At 48.0% G+C, this 22,513-nt stretch carries 20 protein-coding genes and 2 riboswitches; of the genes, 4 read left to right on the top strand and 16 right to left on the bottom strand.

The genetic code is table 11. The features are described from left to right. Positions 1 to 22 precede the first annotated feature (22 nt). The 16 genes from JOE49_RS04865 to JOE49_RS04940 all read right to left on the bottom strand — a co-directional run bounded on the left by JOE49_RS04865 (position 23) and on the right by JOE49_RS04940 (position 17,092). A complete protein-coding gene (locus JOE49_RS04865; protein ID WP_013312613.1) occupies positions 23 to 1,039 on the bottom strand; it encodes an asparaginase in 1,017 nt (338 codons plus the stop codon). Between the two features lie 232 nt (positions 1,040 to 1,271). Further along, positions 1,272 to 2,039, bottom strand: a complete 768-nt coding sequence (locus tag JOE49_RS04870) for an amino acid ABC transporter ATP-binding protein (protein WP_209940661.1) — start codon at positions 2,037 to 2,039, stop codon at positions 1,272 to 1,274. Between the two features lie 4 nt (positions 2,040 to 2,043). Continuing rightward, entirely contained in the window at positions 2,044 to 2,760 is a 717-nt protein-coding gene (locus JOE49_RS04875; protein WP_023990975.1) for an amino acid ABC transporter permease, read from the bottom strand. 30 nt (positions 2,761 to 2,790) lie between these two features. Continuing rightward, entirely contained in the window at positions 2,791 to 3,600 is an 810-nt protein-coding gene (locus JOE49_RS04880; RefSeq protein ID WP_023990976.1) for a transporter substrate-binding domain-containing protein, read from the bottom strand. 142 nt (positions 3,601 to 3,742) lie between these two features. Beyond that, a complete protein-coding gene (gene nikE, locus JOE49_RS04885; RefSeq protein WP_028540875.1) occupies positions 3,743 to 4,552 on the bottom strand; it encodes a nickel import ATP-binding protein NikE in 810 nt (269 codons plus the stop codon). Positions 4,553 to 4,590: 38 nt separating this feature from the next. After that, on the bottom strand, positions 4,591 to 5,415 hold the full coding sequence (locus JOE49_RS04890) for an ABC transporter ATP-binding protein (RefSeq protein ID WP_068939150.1): 825 nt from the start codon (positions 5,413 to 5,415) through the stop codon (positions 4,591 to 4,593). Between the two features lie 20 nt (positions 5,416 to 5,435). Further along, a complete protein-coding gene (gene nikC, locus JOE49_RS04895; RefSeq protein WP_080682961.1) occupies positions 5,436 to 6,266 on the bottom strand; it encodes a nickel ABC transporter permease subunit NikC in 831 nt (276 codons plus the stop codon). Further along, positions 6,266 to 7,210, bottom strand: coding sequence for a nickel ABC transporter permease subunit NikB (gene nikB, locus JOE49_RS04900; protein WP_160788302.1), 945 nt, complete (start codon positions 7,208 to 7,210; stop codon positions 6,266 to 6,268). The genes nikC (JOE49_RS04895) and nikB (JOE49_RS04900) overlap by 1 nt, the downstream gene beginning before the upstream one ends. A gap of 46 nt (positions 7,211 to 7,256) precedes the next feature. After that, a complete protein-coding gene (gene nikA / locus JOE49_RS04905; RefSeq protein WP_209940662.1) occupies positions 7,257 to 8,882 on the bottom strand; it encodes a nickel ABC transporter substrate-binding protein in 1,626 nt (541 codons plus the stop codon). A 142-nt stretch (positions 8,883 to 9,024) separates the two neighbouring features. Continuing rightward, positions 9,025 to 9,801 (bottom strand): ABC transporter ATP-binding protein, encoded by a 777-nt coding sequence (locus JOE49_RS04910; RefSeq protein ID WP_209940663.1) that lies wholly within the window; start codon positions 9,799 to 9,801, stop codon positions 9,025 to 9,027. Continuing rightward, the gene (locus JOE49_RS04915; protein WP_209940664.1) at positions 9,798 to 10,715 is read right to left on the bottom strand and encodes an ATP-binding cassette domain-containing protein; all 918 of its coding nucleotides are present in this window, start codon (positions 10,713 to 10,715) and stop codon (positions 9,798 to 9,800) included. The genes JOE49_RS04910 and JOE49_RS04915 overlap by 4 nt, the downstream gene beginning before the upstream one ends. Further along, positions 10,715 to 11,530, bottom strand: coding sequence for a nickel transporter permease (gene nikC / locus JOE49_RS04920; protein ID WP_209940665.1), 816 nt, complete (start codon positions 11,528 to 11,530; stop codon positions 10,715 to 10,717). The genes JOE49_RS04915 and nikC (JOE49_RS04920) overlap by 1 nt, the downstream gene beginning before the upstream one ends. Positions 11,531 to 11,544: 14 nt before the next feature. After that, complete coding sequence (gene nikB / locus JOE49_RS04925) at positions 11,545 to 12,474, bottom strand: nickel ABC transporter permease (protein WP_023990985.1); 930 nt, start codon at positions 12,472 to 12,474, stop codon at positions 11,545 to 11,547. Between the two features lie 15 nt (positions 12,475 to 12,489). Then, on the bottom strand, positions 12,490 to 14,070 hold the full coding sequence (locus tag JOE49_RS04930) for an ABC transporter substrate-binding protein (RefSeq protein ID WP_209940666.1): 1,581 nt from the start codon (positions 14,068 to 14,070) through the stop codon (positions 12,490 to 12,492). A gap of 217 nt (positions 14,071 to 14,287) precedes the next feature. Next, positions 14,288 to 14,491, bottom strand: a riboswitch (cobalamin riboswitch). Positions 14,492 to 15,173: 682 nt separating this feature from the next. Then, positions 15,174 to 16,481, bottom strand: coding sequence for a nucleobase:cation symporter-2 family protein (locus tag JOE49_RS04935; protein ID WP_076156653.1), 1,308 nt, complete (start codon positions 16,479 to 16,481; stop codon positions 15,174 to 15,176). Further along, on the bottom strand, positions 16,475 to 17,092 hold the full coding sequence (locus JOE49_RS04940; RefSeq protein WP_076156656.1) for a xanthine phosphoribosyltransferase: 618 nt from the start codon (positions 17,090 to 17,092) through the stop codon (positions 16,475 to 16,477). Before JOE49_RS04940 ends, JOE49_RS04935 begins: the two co-directional genes overlap by 7 nt. Positions 17,093 to 17,251: 159 nt before the next feature. Further along, a riboswitch (purine riboswitch) is annotated at positions 17,252 to 17,355 on the bottom strand. A 351-nt stretch (positions 17,356 to 17,706) separates the two neighbouring features. Between JOE49_RS04940 and rhaB the strand changes: the two genes are divergently transcribed. The 4 genes from rhaB to JOE49_RS04960 all read left to right on the top strand — a co-directional run bounded on the left by rhaB (position 17,707) and on the right by JOE49_RS04960 (position 22,444). Continuing rightward, positions 17,707 to 19,188 (top strand): rhamnulokinase, encoded by a 1,482-nt coding sequence (rhaB, locus tag JOE49_RS04945; RefSeq protein WP_209940667.1) that lies wholly within the window; start codon positions 17,707 to 17,709, stop codon positions 19,186 to 19,188. Positions 19,189 to 19,200: 12 nt separating this feature from the next. Then, a complete protein-coding gene (rhaA, locus tag JOE49_RS04950) occupies positions 19,201 to 20,457 on the top strand; it encodes an L-rhamnose isomerase (RefSeq protein WP_053326424.1) in 1,257 nt (418 codons plus the stop codon). 52 nt (positions 20,458 to 20,509) lie between these two features. Beyond that, positions 20,510 to 21,355 (top strand): rhamnulose-1-phosphate aldolase, encoded by an 846-nt coding sequence (rhaD, locus tag JOE49_RS04955; RefSeq protein ID WP_209940668.1) that lies wholly within the window; start codon positions 20,510 to 20,512, stop codon positions 21,353 to 21,355. Between the two features lie 198 nt (positions 21,356 to 21,553). Continuing rightward, the gene (locus JOE49_RS04960; RefSeq protein ID WP_075154949.1) at positions 21,554 to 22,444 is read left to right on the top strand and encodes a helix-turn-helix domain-containing protein; all 891 of its coding nucleotides are present in this window, start codon (positions 21,554 to 21,556) and stop codon (positions 22,442 to 22,444) included. Positions 22,445 to 22,513: the final 69 nt, after the last annotated feature.

Raw genomic sequence — 22,513 nt, forward strand, 5'->3', positions numbered from 1 at the left:
GGTATCTACGGAAATCAGCTTCCTATAAGGAAGCTGTATCCGCAGGCAGGGAAACTTCGTCTGCGTAGTTCGTTGCCATAATCTTGGCTACCCCGGCCGGATCGGTCGTCTGCCCCAACGCCCACATCATTTTCGTCACCAGCGCTTCCGTTGTCATGTCATACCCCGGAATAACCCCCTTCTCCAGTACCTTTTGCCCCACTTCGTAAATCGTCAAATCCCCGCCCTCATAAGGACATTGAGTAGTCACGACAATACTCATACCGTCCTTCATCAGTTCCTCGATTTTACTGATCAGGCTTCTTTCTTTAAAAGGGACGCCACCCATACCAAAGCCCTCAATGACGATACCTTTATAGCCCAAGCCCTGAATGGCATCGAAAATCGCCGGATTCGTACCCGGAATCAGCCTGAGCAGAAATACTTCGGAAGCATACCCGTCGTTGTATGGATGACGAACGGTACTGCGATTTGCAAATACGCCCTCCGTATAGACCACCTTACCGTTCTCCACGAGGCCAATGTACGGATAGTTAATACTCTCAAAGGCGTTATAGCTGCGTGTTCTGATTTTCGAGCTACGGCTACCATTGATAATTTTGCCGTTAAACACGACAAAAACCCCAGCCACCTCGCCACATGCGGTCAGGAATGAGTCAATTACATTTTTTTTGGAATCGCTGTGCTCCGCCAAAATGGAAACTTGTGAACCTGTCACAACGACGGGTTTGTCTACGGTTCCCAGCATGAAACTCAAGGCTGAAGCCGTATAAGCCATCGTATCCGTACCGTGTGCAATGACAATGCCGTCGTACTGATCGAGCGAACGATGTACCATCCGGGCGATGGAAGCCCAATCCTCTGGTTGTGTATTTGTGCTATCAATGCTCATCAGATTATGGGCATCAATCTCGCAAATCTCCTTCAGCTCCGGAATTTCCGCCAAAATATTTTCAGCCGATTGGGTCGGTGTCAGGCCGTTTTCCTGATAAGAGGAAGAAATGGTCCCTCCGGTATTAATGAACAAAACCTTTTTCATATGCCAATGTTCCTTCCCGATTACATCTTCACTGTATTGTTCTTAGAATTTATCATGAATAAGTGTGATAAGCTACTTTGCAATGGAAAAGAATTTGGGATAAGAGGCGCCAAAAAAGCACGACAAACAAGCGCGGGCCTTCCTTCCTCCTGCGACTTGTCTAACGTGCTTTTTACTATAGGTGCAATAACTCTACAGCGCTGCACATACCTATAACCCATCCACGTACTTCTTATGGGGATACAGGCTGCTCCTGTGGCGCTCTCTGTACCAACGCTTTGCCCAGAAACTGCCGTGTCCGTTCTTCCTTCGGATTGGTGAAAAACTGCTCCACGGGTCCCTGCTCCACGATCACACCATGCTCCATCAGCACAACCCGATCCGCTACATCTCTCGCAAAACCAAGCTCATGCGTGACAATAATCATCGTATTGCCTTCACTCGCCACCTTTTGAATCACGGACAGCACTTCATCCACCAGTTCAGGATCAAGTGAGGATGTCGGTTCATCGAACAACAACACCTGCGGATTTAGTGCCAAAGCACGGGCAATCGCAACTCGCTGCTGCTGTCCACCCGAAAGCTGGGCAGGATAATAGGTCATACGATCCTTTAACCCGACCTTTTCCAGAATCTCTTCACTGATCTCCCTCGCCTGCTTACGATCCAGCTTTTTCACACTGGTCAGACCAATCATCACATTGTGGAGTGCATTCAAATTTTTAAACAACTGATATTGCTGAAATACCATTGCCGTTGCCATCCGTAGTCCGAGAATGTCCTTTTTTCCCGCCTTGGCGGCATCGACCTTTACATCGTCAATTTCAATGACTCCGCTGGTCGGCTGCTCCAAAAAATTAATGCTGCGCAGCAACGTGGACTTCCCCGATCCGCTTGGGCCCAGGATCACCACGACTTCTCCCTTGCCTACCGTCAGGTCTATGCCCTTCAACACGTGATGCTGTCCAAAATGCTTATGAATTTGATGAAGCTGAATCATGCTCTTACTCACTTCTTTCGTAAATTCGAATACGCTTCTCCAGCACGACAAGCCCGCGCTCAATAATAATGCACACCAACCAGTAAATCAGGGACACCGCAACATATACCTCAAAAAAAGCCAACGCCCGCGCGCCCATAATTTTAGCCTGTCCCATCATATCGACGACACCGATCATAAAAATAAAAGACGTATCCTTCACCGTACTGATCAGCGTGTTTCCCAGATTGGGCAAAGCCACCGTCAACGCCTGCGGCAATACAATTTTGAGCATAATTTGTGTTTGGCTCATGCCGATGGAATTAGCTGCCTCAAATTGTCCCCGGTCGACTGAATGAATCGCCGCCCGGAACGTCTCCGACAGATAACCCCCGAGATTTAGTGAAAATGACAACAATGCGAAAACCTCGGGTGGAATCACGTAGATATTTAATTGCTGTAAGAAACCGTATTCGCTCTGAAAATAATATAAAAACTTGGGTATTCCATAATATACGAGAAACAGCTGCACAATGAGCGGTGTTCCCCGGATGTAGGAGACATACAGCGTAGACAGTTGCGCCAAGACAGGCACCTTGTATATCCGAATTAACGCCGTTGCCAACCCGATAATCGTACCCAGCAGCATGGACAAAAATGCAATCCATAGCGTAACGGGTAGATACTCAACGATCCGGGGAAGGCTTTTCAGCATATAATCAAGGTCAAACAGCTTTTCCATAGGAACCTCACTTTACCCTTTACATTGTTGTTACTGCGGGATATATTCCCCACCTGTCCATTGTTCAGACAATTTTTTCAGTGTTCCGTCCGTTTTCAACTCTTTAATAATCGGGTCGATTTTAGCTTTCAGCTCTTCGCCCTGCTTATCCTTTTTGAACACCAGATTGATATCATCCGTTTGCACAGGATCACCTATCGCTTCGACCTGCAAACCTTCCTTCTTGATCGTAGCAGCCGTCATGACTGGATCATTCACATAAGCGTCCACCCGGCCATTTTGTACGTCTTGAAGGTTATCGGACGAAGTGCCTGTATCATTGTATTTCAAAATAATTTTATTCCCATTCTTCGCATTATATTGTTCCAGCAATTGTGTGTAGGAATCGCCTACTGATGCGGCTACCTTCTTGCCTTCCAAATCCTTGAGAGAGTGTATATCCGTTCTGCCTTTTTTCACAACAATGACGGATTGTGCCTGAAAGTAGGATTCATCCGAGAACAAATATTTTTGCTCGCGCTCAGGATTTTTGGCGATTTCATCTGCTACGACCTGAATCTTGTTCGATTCCAGCGCCATGAAAATTCCGTCCCAGCCAGAAGGTACAAACTCAAACTTGTAGCCGTCCAGCTTCTTGTCGATCTCCTTGACTACTTCCACATCGTACCCGGTCAGCTCGTTTTTTTCATTCGTAAAAGCAAACGGAGGGTAGTCATTTTGTGTGCCTACATAGATTACCTTATCCCCCGATGCCGCATCCTTCGAGGAACATCCACTCAAGGCACCCGTTAATAACACAAGAGATAGGCCAATCGCTGCTACCAAAGCAGATTTCTTCATATATGACATCCCCTTTTTAATATCCAAGTAATTTACTATGATTTTATATTATAACGGGTTATTCAAATAATACAACAAGTAAATTTCATTTCGATTATTTATCCATATGTTGCACAAAAAAAGGACCCTTGCGGGTCCACTGTTATCCATGAAGCGGAAAACGCTCTGCTGGATGTTCCGGCAAAATGGACGAGATCAACCGTCGTACAGCCGGATGAGCAGATTCAAAAATCTGATCCTTCTCATCACAGCGCTCAATCAATCTTCCCTGCTCCATCACAGCAATGCCATCACAGACGGCATATGCCGCCCGAATATCATGCGTGATGAACAGATATGACAATCCAAACGAAGACTTCAGTTCTCCCAGCAGGGATAAAATATGCATCTGGTGAACCATATCGAGGCTGCTGACGGACTCATCCAGCACGATCAGCTTTGGTTTGAGCGCAATCGCCCGTGCAATGTTGATCCGCTGTAATTGTCCGCCGCTGAATTGATGCGGATATTTAATCCGATCTTCCGGCTTGAGGCCGACCCGTTCCAGCAGACTTTCGACCGTTCTTTTTTGTTCCTGTACCGATAACCGTTCGTAATTGTCCAATGGCTCACCAATAATCTGCCCGGCGGTCATTCGGGGATTTACAGCAGAGTAGCAGTCCTGAAATACGACCTGCATATCCCGTCGCAGTCCCCTGCGGACTTGGGGGCTCGCATTATAAATGTCCTGTCCCTGGAACAGCACCTGACCCTCCTGCGGCTTCTCCAGCCCCAGAATAACCTTGCCCAGCGTGCTTTTACCGGCTCCGCTGGTACCAAGTAAGCCTAGGCAAAACCCACTTTCTATAGTAAGCGAAACGTTAGCCAACACAGGAGGACGTGGTTCAGAGCGGCCCAGCCATTTGCGCCTTCCATAGCTATGAGTTACTTTCTTCACTTGTAGCATGCGCATTCGCTCCCCTTTTGAAAGTGTAACCGTCGAACAGGCGACTAACCACCTACCTGATTTATGCCCCGAATGGACAACTTGGGTCTGACATGCAGCAGCATTTTCGTATATTCATCCTGCGGGTGATCGAATAACTGATGGACCTCAGCCTGCTCAACAATACGACCCTGCTGCATGACAGCCACTTCATCCGCCAATTGGGAAATGACGCCCAGATCATGCGAGATCAGCAAAATGGACGTATTGTATTCCGTACGCAAGCGATCCAGCTCTCTTAGCACCTGTAGCTGATTGACCACATCGAGCGCCGTCGTTGGTTCATCGGCAATAACCACTGCTGGCCGCAGGCACATGGAAATGGCGATCATGACTCGTTGCAGCATCCCGCCGCTCAACTGAAACGAATAACGCTTCATCAGCTTGGCTGGATCGGGCAGATTCATATTTTCCAGAGCCGTTATGGCAAGTTCATGGGCCTGTCGTTTGGTTAATCCGGTGTGCGTGCGGACCGTTTCCATAAACTGAGCTCCAATCGTATACACTGGCGTAAAAGCGCTCATCGGATTTTGCATAATAAACGCGATTTCCTTGCCCCGAATACGGCGCATCTCCTCGGCCACCATTCCGTTCAGCTCACGCCCGTTCAGACGGACACTACCTTCCACGTCCATCGTCTGGCGATCCAGCAGTTGGAGCAACGCTTTACAAGTCACTGTTTTGCCGCTTCCACTCTCGCCGACAAGACCCAGTACCTGTCCCTTTTTCAGCTCAAAATGAGTTGGCTCCAGCAGAGATACCGCCCCGGCACCGGTTTTGAGCTTCACCTGTAAGCCGCTGACCTCCAGCACCTTCTCCCTGTCGTCCATCGTTGTAACTCACTCCTGTTTTACTGACGTTTGGCAATTCCGTATCGGTCGGACAGCGCCTCCCCCAATATATTGAAGGCCATCACCACCACCAGAATCATAACCCCCGGATAGATCATTAATTCCGGATGACTGCGAATGTATCCCGTTCCCTCATGAATCATCGCTCCCCATTCGGGGGTCGGCGGCTGAATGCCTAGACCAAGGAACGACAACGCGGAAATATCCATGATCGCCCAACCCATTTCCAGTGTACCAATGACCACAATCGGCCGCAGCACATTCGGAATAATATGCCGCCGGATAATGGCCCCTGAGGAGGACCCGCTAATCCTTGCAGCAGCTATAAAATTCCGTTCTTTCAGACTGACGACCATATTGCGGCACATTCTGGCATAATACACCCACTGCACCATCATCAAGGCAAGCAGCACCTGCATGAGGCCCGGCCCAAAAATACCGACAATGCCCAGCACAAGCACCAAATTCGGAAACGCCATAATACCTTCGCAAAACCGCATCAACACACTATCGACCCAGCCACCTACATAACCTGCAAGCGACCCGACCACAACGCCGATGCTAAGCGAGGACAGGAAAATTAATGTCGCAAAACCGAGGGAAATCCGCGCTCCATACAGCAACCGGGATAAATTGCACCGACCCAAATGATCGGTCCCCAGCCAGTATTCTTTCGAAGGTCCCTCCAGCTTGTGCAGTAAATTGACTTTAACCGGATCATGGGGAGCCAGCCAAGGAGCTAGCGCCATAATGATAAAAAGAGCAGCCAGTACGACAGAGCAGACCACGATTACCTTTTGACCTTTGAACATTGTACGCAACCTTATCATCACTGCTCTGCTCGTCCCTTCGATGAAATTCGGGGGTCCATATACAAATGCACCAGATCAACAAGCAAATTGCATACGATGAACAGGCATGCCGCCAAAAACACATAGCATTGTATGACGGGAATATCCCGGTTAAAAATCGCTTCCACAAAATAACGGCCAAACCCGGGCCATGAAAACACCTGCTCCACAATAATTGTTCCGGTCAGAAGCTTGCCCAGATTCATACCCAGACTTGTAATCAGTGGAGCAATGGCAATTTTCAGTACATGCTTGAGCATAATCACCTGCTCATGAATCCCTCTAGTTCTGGCATACTGCACATACGTTTCCTGAAGCTGCTCCAACACACTGGAACGCAGCAGGCGCGTATATAAAGCAATCAGAACCAGCGACAGGGTCACCGTGGGCAACACCAGATGCTGCCACGTTCCTCGCCCCTCTACAGGGAGCCAATCCAATCGGACAGAGAAAAAGAAGATTAACAAATATCCCAGCCAAAACTGGGGTATAGATGCGCCAAAATATGAAATTCCTCGACTAAGCATGTCGATCCATCCATTTTTACGCATCGCCGCCAGCACGCCCAGTGGAATACTCACCACAATAGATAGCACCATACTGCTCACAGCCAATTCAAAAGTGGCGGGCAGCCGAACCTTGACCTCATCCCACACCGGCTTGTTGGTCAGATACGAAGTACCAAAGTCCAATTGACTGATTCTTTGAAGTGTATGCATATACTGCGTCAGCAAAGGCTGATCCAGCCCGAACTCATGTCTTTTCTGCTCCAGAATCTCTGGAGTAGGATAAATATGAGCAGCCGTCAAATAGGCCTCGGCCGGATCAACTGGTGAAATATGAATCAGTGCAAAGGTAACGAGGGTGGCAAAGAGAACAATAGGAATGACCGCTACCATTCGCTTCCCGATATAGCTGATCATGAGTTGTCCTCCTATCCTGTAAACTACCGTTACCTATCGGCTTCAGCTACTTTCCGATTTCAATTCCCTCAAACGGATTTTCATCCCGATTAGCCGGGAATACAAAGTTTGTAATCTTTTTCTGGTACACTGCCGTTTTCTTAATATAAGAAATAGGCACAATGGCAGATTGCTCCTGAAGCGTCTTCAGAATCGAAGCATACAGCTCTTGACGCTTGGTTTCATCTGTCGATGAGAGCGCTTCGTGTACTTGCTGATCCAGGTCTTTCTTCATCGGAAGGGCACTCAGCACCTCGGAAATTCCGAAGCTCTTCTTGGCAATGACATTAATAAAGGAGTGCGGATCATAAGGCGCACCATAGTTGTACCAGAAGTACAGATCAAACTGGTTGGATCTAAGGCGCTTAATTTGAACCGTCAGCTCCAGTCCGGTCAGGTTCACTTTGACACCCAATTCTCCCCATTCAGCCTGAATGGTTTCAGCCATCGCCTTTTGGATCGGATCAGTCTTATCAAAAATCAGCTCAAAATCCAGCTGTTGTCCGTCTTTTTCCCGTACTGTACCGCCTGCGGGCAGCTTCCAGCCAGCCTCATCCAGCAACGATTTGGATTTTTCCACATCATAGCCAACAGGCTGTAAGTTTACATTCGTATACGGATAGTTTTTGGATAAAACCGTATCCGCTGTTTCCTCCAGCCCCGAGGTTACACCTTCCACCATTGCCTGCTTGTTAAAGCCATGTTGGAGTGCCAGACGTACCCGAAGGTCTGCCAGCTTGGGATTGGATGAGTTGAGTAACAGGCTTCTTGTACCGACAGGCTCGGACAGCGTGGTAACATACTGATTCGTGTCGCGAAGCTGTTTGAAAGCATCCAGACTAATGACACCCTCTCCATAAATCAGATCCAGATCGCCTTTTTCAAAGGCCATTACACGGGTTTCGCCATCGGGAATGATTTTTACCGTAATTTTATCCACCTTTGGTGCAGTGCCCCAATAATTTGGATTACGCTTAAAGGTTGCATATTCATCTTGCTTGTATTCATCCAGCATCCAAGGTCCTGTACCTACAGGTTTCTTGATTCCTTTGGACGTATCTCCATCATCCGGGAACCCCGCTTCACCCAGAAAACGGAACGGGCGAACGACAGACAAATCCTGAAGCACTGGGTAGTATGGCTCTTTGAGCGTCATTCGGAAGGTGCTGTCATCTACAGCTTCAGTTTTGTCGAGAACGCCTACTATACCAAGCCAGCTGTGCGTTTTCTCATTTTTCATAATAGCGTCAAAGTTCTTTTTGACAATGGTCGCATTAAATAGCGTTCCATCCGAAAATTTCACACCTTTGCGCAGCTTAAACGTATATATTTTGCCGTCCTTGGAAATAGTCCAGGATTCAGCCAAAGCAGGCTCCAGCTTGCCTCCTTGCTTGTAGCTGACTAACGGCTCATAGACCATGGATTGTGCAAAAAGTTGGGAAGGATTGTATACGTGAGGATTCATCGTACCAATGTCACGCGGCCACGATAGCGTGATCGACTTTCCATTGGCAGCTCCGTCAGTAGAGGTGGATGCAGGTGTGTTCTCCTGCTTCGCGCAGCCCAAAACAACGGATAATAAGAGGAGCGCCACCAACATAAGGGTGGCAGTCTTGCGGTGTCGAACGGACATCAATGTATTTCCCCTTTTCTATATATGTGATAATGATTATCATAATCATATTTAGAATAGGTACCACGTTCTATTTTGTCAACAATATTCGACAAGCAATCCTCTTATTTATTTTAAATTTGTATAATATTAAATTTATGGATTAATTCTCCAACGTTTGAAACAGAGTACGCGTGTACTCATGCTGTAACAAGTCTTCATCCCATTCCTTAAAGATTTCCACGATCTCCCCCTGAACCATGACGGCAACTCGATCACAAAACTGGCGAGTAGATTGGAGATCGTGAGTGATGAATAGGTAGGACAACTGACGTTCCATCTGCATTCTTTTGAGCATGTCCAGTACAGAAGACTGCGTTGTCGTATCCAGATTGGCGATCGATTCATCGAACAAGATAATATCCGGCTCCACCGCCAACGCTCGGGCAATACATACCCGCTGTTTTTGCCCGCCACTCAGCTGTGCTGGGTATTTTTCCAGACTGTCAGCCTCCAATCCTACCGATTCCAATAGGGACAGACAAATATCCAGCGCCTGCGCTTTTCGCTCAGGAAAATAGTTGTGGATCGGCTCCATTAAAATATCTCGAATGGTCATATGAGGATGCAATGAGGAGGACGAATCCTGTGCAACCAACTGGATTCGCTTGTACAGCTGAACGTCCTTCATCTTTTCGAAGTGTATAGGCTGATGATCCAGCCAAATCTCCCCTGAGGTCAACGACTCCAACCCTAGAATACATTGTGCCAGCGTGCTTTTGCCACTTCCACTTTCCCCCACCAGTCCAAGACATTCACCCTGTCGTAACTCCAGACTCACCTTCTTCACGGCCCGCTCGCTATCTTGCGTGCTGAACCAGCCTTTTCTCCGTTTGCGGACAGGGTATGCTTTGGTCACATTCTTCAATTCCAGCATCACTGGTGCATCCTTCCTTCCGGGCTCATCTCCAACACTCGATCTGCTATGCGGCTCATACCTTGGCGATCATGTGAAATCAACAATATGGTGAGATCAAAGTCTTCTCTCAATTGTTGCAACAATGCCAAAACCTTGTCGCGGTTGATAACATCCAACGCCGTAGTAGGCTCGTCGGCAATAAAAAGGCTTGGACCTGAGCTTAACATTGCAGCCAGCAGCACCCTTTGACACATGCCTCCGCTTAGTTCAAAAGGATATGACGACAAAATATGCTCAGGATCTGTAAACCCAACCTTGCGGAGCAGAGAACGCAAATAGGCCTCCCGCACTGGAGTAGCGCCTCCTCTGGCTATCTCCATGGCACGGATCAGCATCTGCCGCATCCGTGGCAGCACGCCCAGCGGGTGGACTTGCTGCGATGCAGTGTGGGATGGGTCAGCATCAGCGTGCCCCGGCTCCAACTGGTCGTGCGGCATCCGACGCCGCCCGTGCAGTCTAAGCGTATCCATCAGCTGGGCGCGGACGGTCCGGATCGGATTCAACCCGCTCAGCGATTGTTGAATGAGCAGGGCAATATCCTCTCGGCGCAGCCTTTGCCAGCGCCGTTCCTGGAACGGGAGAATGTCTTCCCCGTTATAGTAGATACGCCCTTGCGTAACACCGATACCTGACTCCAGCATCCCTGCGATTGCGTGTGCGGTCAGGCTCTTGCCGCATCCGCTCGGTCCGGTCAGGGCCACAATCTCCCCTGAATATATGGAAAAGCTCACATCACGCAGCAGTGGTTTGCTCCCACTTCTGCTTGCTCCTCCGCCTGTGCGGCAGATTTCCAAATGTTCCACGTGTAACAACGGTTTTCGCCCTGCCACTTGTTCTATCGTATCCTTGCCCCCAAGGGCTATTTGATCTCCCACTATTTGGCCGCCCCCTTTTCCGAAAAGCGGTCGCCCAAAAGCTGGCAGGCAAGTACGAATAGCATAATCGCCAAGCCCGGGAAAATCATGACATGCGGAGCCACCTGAAAATATGAGGTTGCATCATGCAGCATCACGCCCCACTCTGGCTTGGGCGGCTGTACACCCAGTCCAAGAAAGGATAGCCCCGCGATCATCAGCACCACGCGTCCGATATCCCATACCGCATAAACCAACAACTGCGGCAACGTTTGTGGCAATACATAACGTCTCAGTATACGTACGTGTGAATTGCCGGATAAACGGGCATACCGAACGTAGTCCTCCTGACAGGCTTTTTGAACCAGACTACGGATATACCGGACATAGCCCGCCCACCGTACCGCAATAATCGCAAGGGTCATGTTAACAAAACCCGGGCCCAAAATGCCCACAATTGCCAACGTTAAAATAATATCAGGAAAAGCCAATACGCCATCGATTCCCCGCATGATCAGCTGATCTACACGTCCACGCACATAACCAATGAGCAACCCTATAGGCAGACTAAAGCACAGCGTAGCTACAGTAATTGCACATGCGATTAGCACGCTCGTCCGTATCCCGTAAATTAGCCGTGACAGCACATCCCGACCCAGATGATCCGTACCGAAAGGATATTTCCGACTGGGTGGTGCCAGACGGTTCAAAAGATCCACTTGAAGAGGATCATGAGGAGCGACCCATGGAGCCAATAACCCAAGCAGCACGATCAGACCAAAAAGTACGCCTCCTGCCAGCAAGCTCCCTTGAAAGGAAAGCCGTATCTTTTTCATTTTCAGCTTCCCCCTTAACGCAAACGTAGCCTCGGATCTATCGCCGTCTGGACCAAATCCACCAAACACTGAACACCTACAATTAAAAATACGGCAAAAATAACATACCCCTGAATCACCGGATAATCTCGCTGGGTAATCGCATCTATAAAATACTTACCTAACCCCGGCCATGAAAAAATGGTCTCGACGATGACATTACCTGCCAGCATAAATGATAGATTGGTACCTAGCAGTGTAATCATAGGCAGAACCGCATGCTTAAATATCTCAAAAAACAGGATATGCATACGTGAAAAGCCTCGAGCCTTCGCTGCTTTCACAAAATTCCGGTCACCCAGCTCCAGCATTTGAGCGCGCAGTACACGGGCTTGCACCGCTCCCAAACCTGCGCCAAGAGTCAGCGCTGGGAGCACTAGATGTGTCCAGTCCTCCCTTCCCATGGATGGGAGCCAGCCCAAGCGAACGGAGAATAGATAGATCAACAGAAAACCAAGCCAAAAAGAGGGAATCGACGATCCCAGCAGGGCAAACAGCCTGCCCAGACGATCCAGTGGGCCGCTGATTTTTAGCGAGGCAGCCAGTCCCAGCCCCAGCGTAAGCACCGTCATGACGGCAAAGCCCGCAGCAGCTAGCTCCACAGTAGCAGGCAGTCTGTTCCATAGTTCGGCTAGCACGGATTCCTTGGATACATACGAGGTGCCCCAATGCCCCGTGAACACATCTCGCAGCCAGTTCACATATTGAATATGAAGCGGCTCGTTTAAGCCCAGTTCCTGCCGTAGCGTCGTCAACGCCTCCTCAGAGGCAGGGACATTATGCGCGGTGAGCAAAATAGTAGCAGGGTCACCAGGAGCGAGCCGCATCAGTACAAAAGTCAGCGTGGATACAACGAATACAATGATGAGCAGCTGCGCCACACGTTCCAGTATAAAACGAATCATAGGATACGCAGCTCGTTATTCCGTAATATCAGATTGCGCTGTAATGTAGTAATACTCGATCGGATGGGGTGTAAAACCCTCCACCCCTTTTTTCACACCAAACACATTATCAGGATGCACAATGAACGACTGTGGCAAATCCGCATTGATGATATCCAGCGCCTGTAGTGTCACAGCATTACGCTGCGCTGTATCCTTCGCCAGCTTCAAGCTGTTAAGAATACTCTCTAGCGGCTTGGAACTATACCGGCTTACATTGGCTTCGCTTTTCGAAGAATAAAACATGTCCATAAAATATTGCGGCTCTCCTGTATGAGCAGTAAGCATACTGTACATAGCAAAATCCCAATCGTTTTTGGTCAACGCCTCGTCGATATTTTCCACCTTGCGAATCTTGACCTGGATTCCCTCTTTCAGCAATTGGCTTTGGATGACCTCAGCCATAACGGAGAGCTCTGGACGCTGAGGGAAAGTCAGCAGTGTAACCTCGAACGGCTTGCCTTGCTTAGTCCATGTCCCTTGGGCGTCTTTCTGCCAGCCATCCTTCGTCAACAGCTGCTCTGCCGTTCCGTTCAGCGCTTTACGCTCAACTTTACCGAAGGGAAGAATGCTCGGGAACGGACTGCTTGCTTCCGTACCGAAGCCCCTCATGACGGCGCTCACAATCGATGTGCGCGGAATCAGGCTGTCCACCACCTTACGGTTCGCCGCATCCTTGAATACTGGCGATTCCATATTGTACACGATCATATGGGTGCGCAAGGAGGGAGCCGACAGCACTTGTAACTTGTCATTCTTTTTCAGTACCTCTGCATTATCAACCGGAATATCCGTCGCCACGTCCACCTCGCCGGATTGCAGCGCCATCAGGCGCGAATTCCCATCCGTAATGAACTTCATCGTCGCTTCAGCCAGTCGTGCCTTCTCGCCCCAATATCCGTCATAACGCTCTACGACCAAGGATTGGTCCTTGTTGAATGCTTTGATTTTAAAGGCGCCTGTCATCGCTGGGTAACTCTGCTCATCTTTCATCGATGCCACATCCAGTACAATCGTCGATGGATCAGCTAGATTGGACACCAGCGCCGCGTTCGGCTGGTTTGTCGTGATTTTCAAGGCCAGCGGGCCGCTTACATCAATTGACTTCACATTCAGTAAATCCTTTGCCAGATGGCTTTTCTCGATAGAGCGCAGCAAAGACGCTTTTACACCTGCTGCATCCATACTCTTTCCATCATGAAAAGTGACTTTATCCTGCAAGCTGAACGTCCAAACTGTAGGACTATCCTGCTTCCACTCCTTTGCCAGCCAAGCCACAGGCTCCAGCTTTTCATTCAAACGTACCAGTGTCTCACCTGCACCGGATCGCATCACATCCCAGCTATTATCTCCGTGCGGGTCAACGCCTGACGGTTTCCATGTATACGCCATTATCAGCTTTTTACCTGTCGCTGTTTGTTGTGCTGACGCGTTTTCACCTTTGCCGGAGCTATCCGACGTCTTATTGCTGGCACATCCCGAAAGAGCCATAACTGCCAGCAACAGCATCACCCCTGTACATATCAACCATGAACGCCTACTACGATTGCTAATCATTCAAAGAATCCCCCTCTATCTTGTAAAATCATATAAACCTAACGCAAAACGCGAAAAAAGCATTCCGGACCACTTGATCAGCAGTCAGAAATGCTTTCATTATAAAATGTCAAAACTCACCTCGAAGCCAACTCCAAAAACATAGAAGGGATCAGATCGGTTTCAGACATTCCGTATGCAGCACGCCTAACCACCTCCCCAGCATCCCGTGGGTCTGACAGTGATGTCAAAACAGGCAGGTCTCCTGACTCCAGGCGCATCTTTCAGGCCTTCCCGGTTCTTCACAGTTCCAGTGGCTGTTCTGAAAGCTCCAGCAGTATCCTGCTGATGCCTGTATACAGTGGCGGGTCCGTGTCGGAATCTACCGAACTTCCCTTTTAAGTGAACACGCTCAACAACTATCCACATGGTCTCAACAAAACCCCGTACATAGAGTCGTCCGGCTCACACCTGTTTTCTTCCTTTATTTCTTTCCATTACGATCTTATTTTGTTGTCACAGGCTTGTCAATAAATGCTGCACAATAGTTTAAATTTGAACGATAAGAAAGAAACAAGACATAACCTTCAATTGCGTGCACGCAATTGAAGTGTTAAAATTAGGTATAGAAATAACCACCGTGTCCGTATACTAAAAAGAGCCTTCGCCGCGCCAACGGCAAAGACTCTTAGGACTTGAAAGGCTGTGGATCACCCACGGCGCGCTGCATAACTAATGGTTAATGCAAACGAAACCCACCGTTAGGGGCCAACCTAATTACGCGGTGGGTTTTCGCTTGTTCCGAAATTTCCGACGTAGCCAGCGATAAAGTTTACGAATGCTAAACACCAGGCTTAGTAACGTAACCATCCAACGCAACACATCGTAGCACGATACAAGTGTGACCATCGGCTTCACCCCCTTTCGGGAAGCTGCACCGTGGTCCGAAAACATCCACCACTATTCAAAATCCATAATTTAGATTATATCATGCCTCTTCCTACCACTCTAGCAAATTCTTCTAGCGTATAAACTGGAAAACACACCAAATTAGAGCTACCCATTTCATCCCGCAGCTTCATCTATATGTCCCCAGACGGCAAGGGTTTATTTATCCCTAATCATCAAACCTTCTGTGGAACCTCCTGAACCGTCACGCTTTTGACCGATTCGCCCTGTTTTCTTGTCAAAACGATGTTCAAGACAATCGCTGTAATCGAGCCCGAAACGATACCATTTTGCAACAGCATTTTAGCAAAGCTCGGCAGCTGGTCGAACATTTGCGGCAGAACGGCAGAGCCTAGGCCCACGGCAATGCTGCATGCTGCGATCAGCAGATTGCTTTCCTTCCGCAGATCCACTTCTGACAGAATAGACATGCCTGATGCAGCGACCGAGCCGAACATGACGATCATCGCTCCGCCCAGCACAGCATTAGGAATCACAGTCGTTAAGGCAGCCAGCTTAGGAAGCAAACCAAGAACAACCATGATACCGCCCGCAGCAAAAATAACGTTGCGCGATTTGACGCGTGTGAGTGAAATCAGACCCACATTTTGCGAGAAAGCTGTATAAGGAAACGCGTTAAAAATACCCCCAAGCATAATCGCAAGTCCTTCGGAACGCAGACCATTGACGATCTGCTTCTGCTCCACCTTCTGATCAATTGCTTTGCCTACTGCCAAATAAACGCCTGTAGACTCAACCATACTGACAATATTGACGATAATCATCGTACAAACTGCCATAATGCTAAACTCTGGCTTACCAAAATAAAACGGCTGTGCAACACTCACCCATGAGGCCTCCGCCACAGGAGCAAAATGCACCATTCCCATGCCATAAGCAACCACTGTGCCCGCGAACAACCCAATAAGCACGGAGATCGAGCGCAAAAAGCCTTTTGCCAACCGATTCACAAGCAGAATAACCAGTAGTGTGACTAACGCCAACAGCAAATTACGTGGCTGTCCAAAATCCGCGCTGCCCTGACCCCCTGCTACATTGTTCATCGCCACCGGAATAAGGGATAGACCGATAATCGTAACCACCGAACCCGTAACCACCGTCGGGAAAAAGCGTAGCAGCTTGCCATACAACGGTGCCGCTAACACCACGAATATACCAGACAAAATAATGGCACCATACGCTGTCGCTAAATTTGAGGTCGAAGCAATCGCGATGATGGGCCCTACTGCCGTAAACGTACAACCTAAAATGACAGGCAATCTACTACCGAAAAAGCGTGTGCCCATAATCTGTAATAACGTAGCAATCCCACAAGTGAACAGATCGGCAGCCACCAAATAAGCCATCTGGGCTGGCGTCAGGTGCAATGCTCCCCCTACAATTAGAGGTACAGCAATTGCTCCAGCGTACATCGCCATGACATGCTGGAAGCCCAGCGCGAATAACTTTTGTTTACTTAACATCCCACATTCTCCTTAACGGGAGGAACCACCACGCCAGCTTCCTCTATAAAATGAACCTCGCCCGGTGCCATAGAAGCGATACGCGCAAGTGAACGTACGGCAATGCCTCTTTGCTCCAACAGTCCACGGCCTTCCTGGAAGCTCTTCTCAATCACACAGCCAACCCCGGCCAGCTCCGCTCCTGCTTCCTTCACAATATCCGTAAGTCCGACCAATGCTGCGCCAGTAGCCAAAAAATCATCTACGATCAGCACATGGTCGCTGGCATGGAGATATTTTTGGGAAATACTCACCTGATAGGTTTCCTGCCGAGTGAACGAATGAACCTCTGCGAAGTATACCTGCTCATTCAGCGTGATTGCTTTCTTTTTCTTCGCATAAATGAAAGGGACCCCCAAGGCAATAGCAGTAGCCATAGCAAATTGAATACCACTAGCTTCAATTGTAAGCACCTTGGTGATCGGAGCACTGCCGAAAAGGCGTGCAAACTCCTTACCAATCTCCAATGCTAATGCTGTATCTACCTGATGATTCAAAAATGAATCTACCTTTAGTACGGTATCAGATAAAATTTGTCCCTCTTGACGAATACGTTCCTCCAAAGCTTTCATTATGCGAGTATCGCTCCTTCTGTACTTTAAAATAGTATAAAACCTGCCAAAACCAAAAAAAGGACAGGCTCCCTTGAGTTGTTTCTCAAGTGAAGCCTGTCCTTGGGGGTTGTAATCCCTGACGGATTGGCGCACAAATAAATGCCCGCATTCATCCAAAGCCGATGCGCTATCACTCATAGTCGGACGATTACAGTGGTCATCCGGTAGAAACTTCTGGGCCATATCCCCAATATTATACGAGTCATATGAAATTGATATCTTGTATACTACACCCTCTGGCGGGCGGTTTCAAGACTATTTTTCATACAGACAGCGGCATTTGGAGAACCTTCCACAATTGGAATATCGTAAAATCAAGCCGACCTTTGTTCAAGGTATATATATTGTAAGGACTTTGCATAATCCTGATTGTAGAAAACAGAAAAAAACAAAAATACATGCAAAACAACATTTAATTTTAATTATAATTTTAGAAAACAAAAATAAAACCACAAATTATACTTCCGTTTATGTTGACTACAAAGAAAAACGGAAGTAGTATGGAGTTAGTTAAGAAAGCAAAAGGCAGACTTTCAGGCTGCCAGTATTTTATCCATGCAAGGAGATTGGGTATGAATAATTATCTTGCTGTTGATATTGGAGCTTCAAGCGGAAGGCTCGTAAGTGCAACTCTGCAAGGTGACCAGCTACACTTGCAAGAGCTTCACCGTTTCAACAACTCCTTTACCGAAAAAAACGGACACGATTACTGGAATATCGACGAACTATTGAATGAGATTATTCAGGGCTTGAAAAAAGCTAAACAAAATGGGATTCATTCCTGTACGCTCGGCATTGATACATGGGCTGTAGATTACGTACTGCTTGATCAGAAAGGAAACCGCATTCATGAGGTATACGCTTACCGGGATGCACGTACCCTCCATGCGCCCGACAGGCTGCACCAGCTCATCAGTCGAGAGGCTGTGTATGAGAAAACAGGCATTCAGGAACTAAACTTTAATACCCTATATCAACTGTTCGTCCATGATCGGGAACAGCTTGCCCGTGCGGATAAAATATTGATGGTCCCCGATTATCTGTACTATCGCCTGACAGGCATCATGATCAATGAAATGACGAATGCGTCCACGATGCAGCTTCTCAACGTGAACACCCGAGAGTTTGATGAAGACCTGCTGTCCCTGCTCCAACTGCGACGCAATCAGTTTTCAGAGCTTGCCGAGCCTGGACGGGTTCTGGGTTCTCTTTTGCCGGAACTTGTTCAAAAATATGATCTTCCGGACTGTCAGATCATTCTTGCTCCTACTCACGATACTGCATCGGCTGTTGCAGGTGTTCCGTCACAGCGGGAAGAATCTTGGGCCTATATTAGCAGCGGAACGTGGTCACTACCGGGAATGGAACGTTCCAAAGCCTTGAATACCAAGGCAGCCATGCAGGCGAACTACACGAATGAGTGGGGTGCTTACGGTACGTACCGTTTTCTGAAAAATATTATGGGATTGTGGATGATTCAGGAGGTTAGGAGAGAGGGCGGTTCCGCACATAGCTTTGCTGAATTGGCCGAACTGGCTTCAGCAGAGACACCGTTTGTCAGTCTCGTCCTCTGTAACCAGTCATCCTTCTTAAACCCGGATAGTATGACCCTTGAAATCCAGCGATTCTGTGAAGAAACAGGCCAGCCCAGCCCCAGAACGCCGGGTTCGCTCGCCCGCTGTATTTTCGACAGTCTGGCCTTAAGCTACCGCGATGCCTTACACGAACTGCAACGTTTAACAGACGAAACGATTACCAGATTGTACATTGTCGGCGGAGGCGCTAACAACGAATTACTATGTCAGCTTACAGCCGATCTCTTGGGAATTGAGGTTCAGGCAGGTCCTTCCGAATCTACGGCCATCGGCAATATTGTCGTGCAATTAATCAGCTCTGGTGTTCTTGAGGATCTCAAAGCTGCTGGCCGAACCATCGCCCGCTCCTTTCCGACTCGGCTATATGAACCGAAATCGGTGGAAGGCTTGCAAGAACTTCTGGATCGCTGGGAGCGCCTCAAGATACAAGCAACATCCTCTATTCAGATATCTCAATAAAGGAGTAAAGCCATGAATGAAGCTATTGAAGCCAGTTATAACGAAGCGAAAAAGCTGTATGCCCGCCACGGTATTCAAGTTGACGACATTTTACGGAAGCTTTCACAAATCAAAATATCACTGCACTGCTGGCAGGGAGATGATGTTCAGGGATTTCTGTTCAAAGACAAACAGCTTAGCGGGGGGATTGCCGTAACGGGCAGCTACCCGGGCAGAGCAGGCACGCCGCATGAGTTGCGTCAGGATTTAGAAAAAGCTCTATCGCTTATTCCGGGTAAACACAAGGTCAATCTGCACGCAATCTATGCGGACACCACAGAACAAGTGGATCTGGATCAACTGGAGCCACGCCATTTTCAGAACTGGGTAGACTGGGCCAAACAGCAAGGGCTCGGGCTTGATTTTAATCCAACTTTGTTCTCCCATCCCAAAGCGGAAGACGGCTTCACACTGAGTCACAAGGATTCGGAAATCCGCGATTTCTGGATCACACACTGCAAAAAATCACGCAGGATTGCAGAGCATTTTGGCAAAGAACTCGGTCAGCCCTGTGTCACAAACCACTGGATGCCGGATGGCTATAAAGATACTCCGGTTGATCGGTTGGCTCCAAGAGAACGTCTGCGTGATGCGCTGGACGAAATTTTCAGCGAGGAAATCAGTGAGGAATACAACATCGATGCGGTTGAAAGCAAGCTGTTCGGCATCGGCTCAGAAAGCTATGTCGTGGGCTCACATGAATTCTATATGGGTTACGCCCTGACACGCGGTAAATCTATCTGTCTCGACGCTGGTCACTTCCATCCAACTGAAGTCATTTCGAACAAACTGTCCTCTGTGCTGATGTTCACCGATCAATTATTGCTCCATGTCAGCAGACCGGTTCGTTGGGACAGTGATCATGTCGTGACGATGGACGACGAATTGCTGGACATTGCCCGTGAGCTGGTTCGCGGTGAATTGCTTTCCCGAACCCATATCGGTCTTGATTTCTTTGATGGCAGTATCAATCATGTAGCAGCATGGGTCATCGGAACACGCAACACGATCAAAGCGCTGCTTCGCGCTATGCTCGAACCGATTGAAGCATTAAAGCAGGCGGAAGAGGAACGGGATTTCACCACTCGTCTTGCTCTGGTCGAAGAGTTTAAATCGTATCCGTTTGGTGCCATATGGGATTACTATTGCGCTCAAAACGGCGTTCCTGTTCGTGAGGAATGGCTGGCCGAAGTAAAAAACTATGAACAACAGGTACTGCTGAAACGGTAACTACTGCACTGATAATGCTTATATTCATATCATACAAAGGGAGAGATTATCCATGACTACTGTGCTGGAGAATCAAAAAGAACGCAAATCGGGACTGGATATCCCATTTGTTCGCGAGATGGCGGAAATTACACAAAACATGTGGAAATTCGGCTGGGATGAACGCAATGGAGGTAATGTAAGCTATATTCTGGATGAAGCTGAGGTTGCAAAATATATAGATATTCATCAGGTCATTCGGACGATTAAACCTGCTTTCCCAGTGAATGAACTGGCTGGTAAATATTTTATCGTCACCGGATCGGGAAAATATTTCAAAAACGTAATTGCCGATCCGGAAGCCAATTTAGGAGTTCTTCGTGTCTCGCAGGATGGCGAGCAATTGGAAGTCTTGTGGGGCCTCGAGCATGACGCGGTACCTACCAGCGAATTGCCTTCGCATTTTATGAGTCACATTGAGCGTTTGAAGGTTGATCCTAACCACCGTGTCGTGATTCATAATCATGCCACCCATGTCATTGCCATGACCTTCATTCATAGTCTGGACGAAAACCAATTCACCAAAACGCTGTGGGAAATGTGTACCGAATGTATTGTCGTCTTTCCAGACGGTATCGGTGTAATCCCTTGGATGGTACCGGGCTCCAGCGAAATCGGCCGCGAAACGGCTAAAAAAATGAAGGATCATCATGCTGTATTATGGCCTCATCATGGCATTTTCGGAACGGGCAGCTCCATTGATGAAGCGTTTGGCCTGATTGAAACGATTGAAAAAGCGGCGCAAATTTATATGCTCATTGCTCACCATGATATTCAGCAACGGATTACAGATCAGGAATTGGCCGATTTGGCCAAAGCCTTCAACGTTACTCCAAAAGAAGGAATCCTGAACGTATAAATGTAGGCTAATCTTCATCTCATAATACAGAACTTAAAAGGCTTCATGGCTCGTCTCAAACCGGCCATGGAGCCTTTGGCATACCTAGCTTTAATTATATAACCCTAAATTCCAATGAATTAACTTGTAATTATGCTTTCCTTTATATACAATAAAATCAAAATTCCCTTATCTCCACCAAAGGAGAGGTGACAAGTTATGAAAAGAGCAAAAAATGAAGATCACTTCGACATCGTGGAAGACCATTATTTCACAGCTACCGAACTGGAAAAATCCAGCGCCATTTGGCCAGTCAGACTGGGTATGGATATTTCGAAAACAAGCTGCCATGTCGGTCCCAAGGCTGTTCCTTATTTTTATTTGATTTTTGTACTTGAAGGTCAGGCTGAGTTTATTTATAAGCAGCAGAAGTACCGTGTCCAAAAGTCTGATTTATTCTGTTTTTTTCCGCATCTTGCCCATGAATATTACACCGATCAGGAGCACCCGTTGCAAAAGGTATGGATTGCCTTTGAGGGACCTAAATCCCTCGCGCTACTGGAGCGGATCGGAATTAATCCCTCTACGCCATTTATGGCTAACGCAGTGAGCGAGGAAATCCTTGAGCTTATCTCCAACCTGTTTTCCATCGTAAACGACAACAGACAGGGTAGCGATCTGGCCCGCTTGATTACACTGCATCAGATCTTCGAGGAGTTATCCCGCAACACATCTGACGTACTGCGCAACTTTGTATGCTCTGATTATTGGCTCCAGCAGGGGAAAGATTACATTGAAATGCATTATTGTGACCGTGTTACGATTGAGCAAATTGCCGAGCATGTAGGTGTGGATCGTGCGCATTTTTCACGTAAGTTCCATTCCACCTTCCTCATCTCTCCCGCCAAGTATTTGCAAAACCTCAAGATTAACGAAGCCAAAAGATTACTGGAGCAGACAACTTACAATTTGTCGATCATAGCCCAGTCCATCGGCTATACCGATATGTCCACCTTTTCCAAGGCATTTAAGAAAACAGCAGGGATTCCACCGCGTGAGTATCGCTTCCGACATCAGTCCCGGCAAGAGATTCGTACCGTCAACGCTTAGTCGGAATCCAGTAACGTTAAAGAGAGCCGCCGTATACGGTGGCTCTCTTTTTATGACCTGATCCTAATT

It is taken from the genome of Paenibacillus sp. PvR133 (genome assembly GCF_017833155.1).
In the GTDB taxonomy this organism is placed as follows: Bacteria; Bacillota; Bacilli; order Paenibacillales; family Paenibacillaceae; genus Paenibacillus; species Paenibacillus polymyxa_B.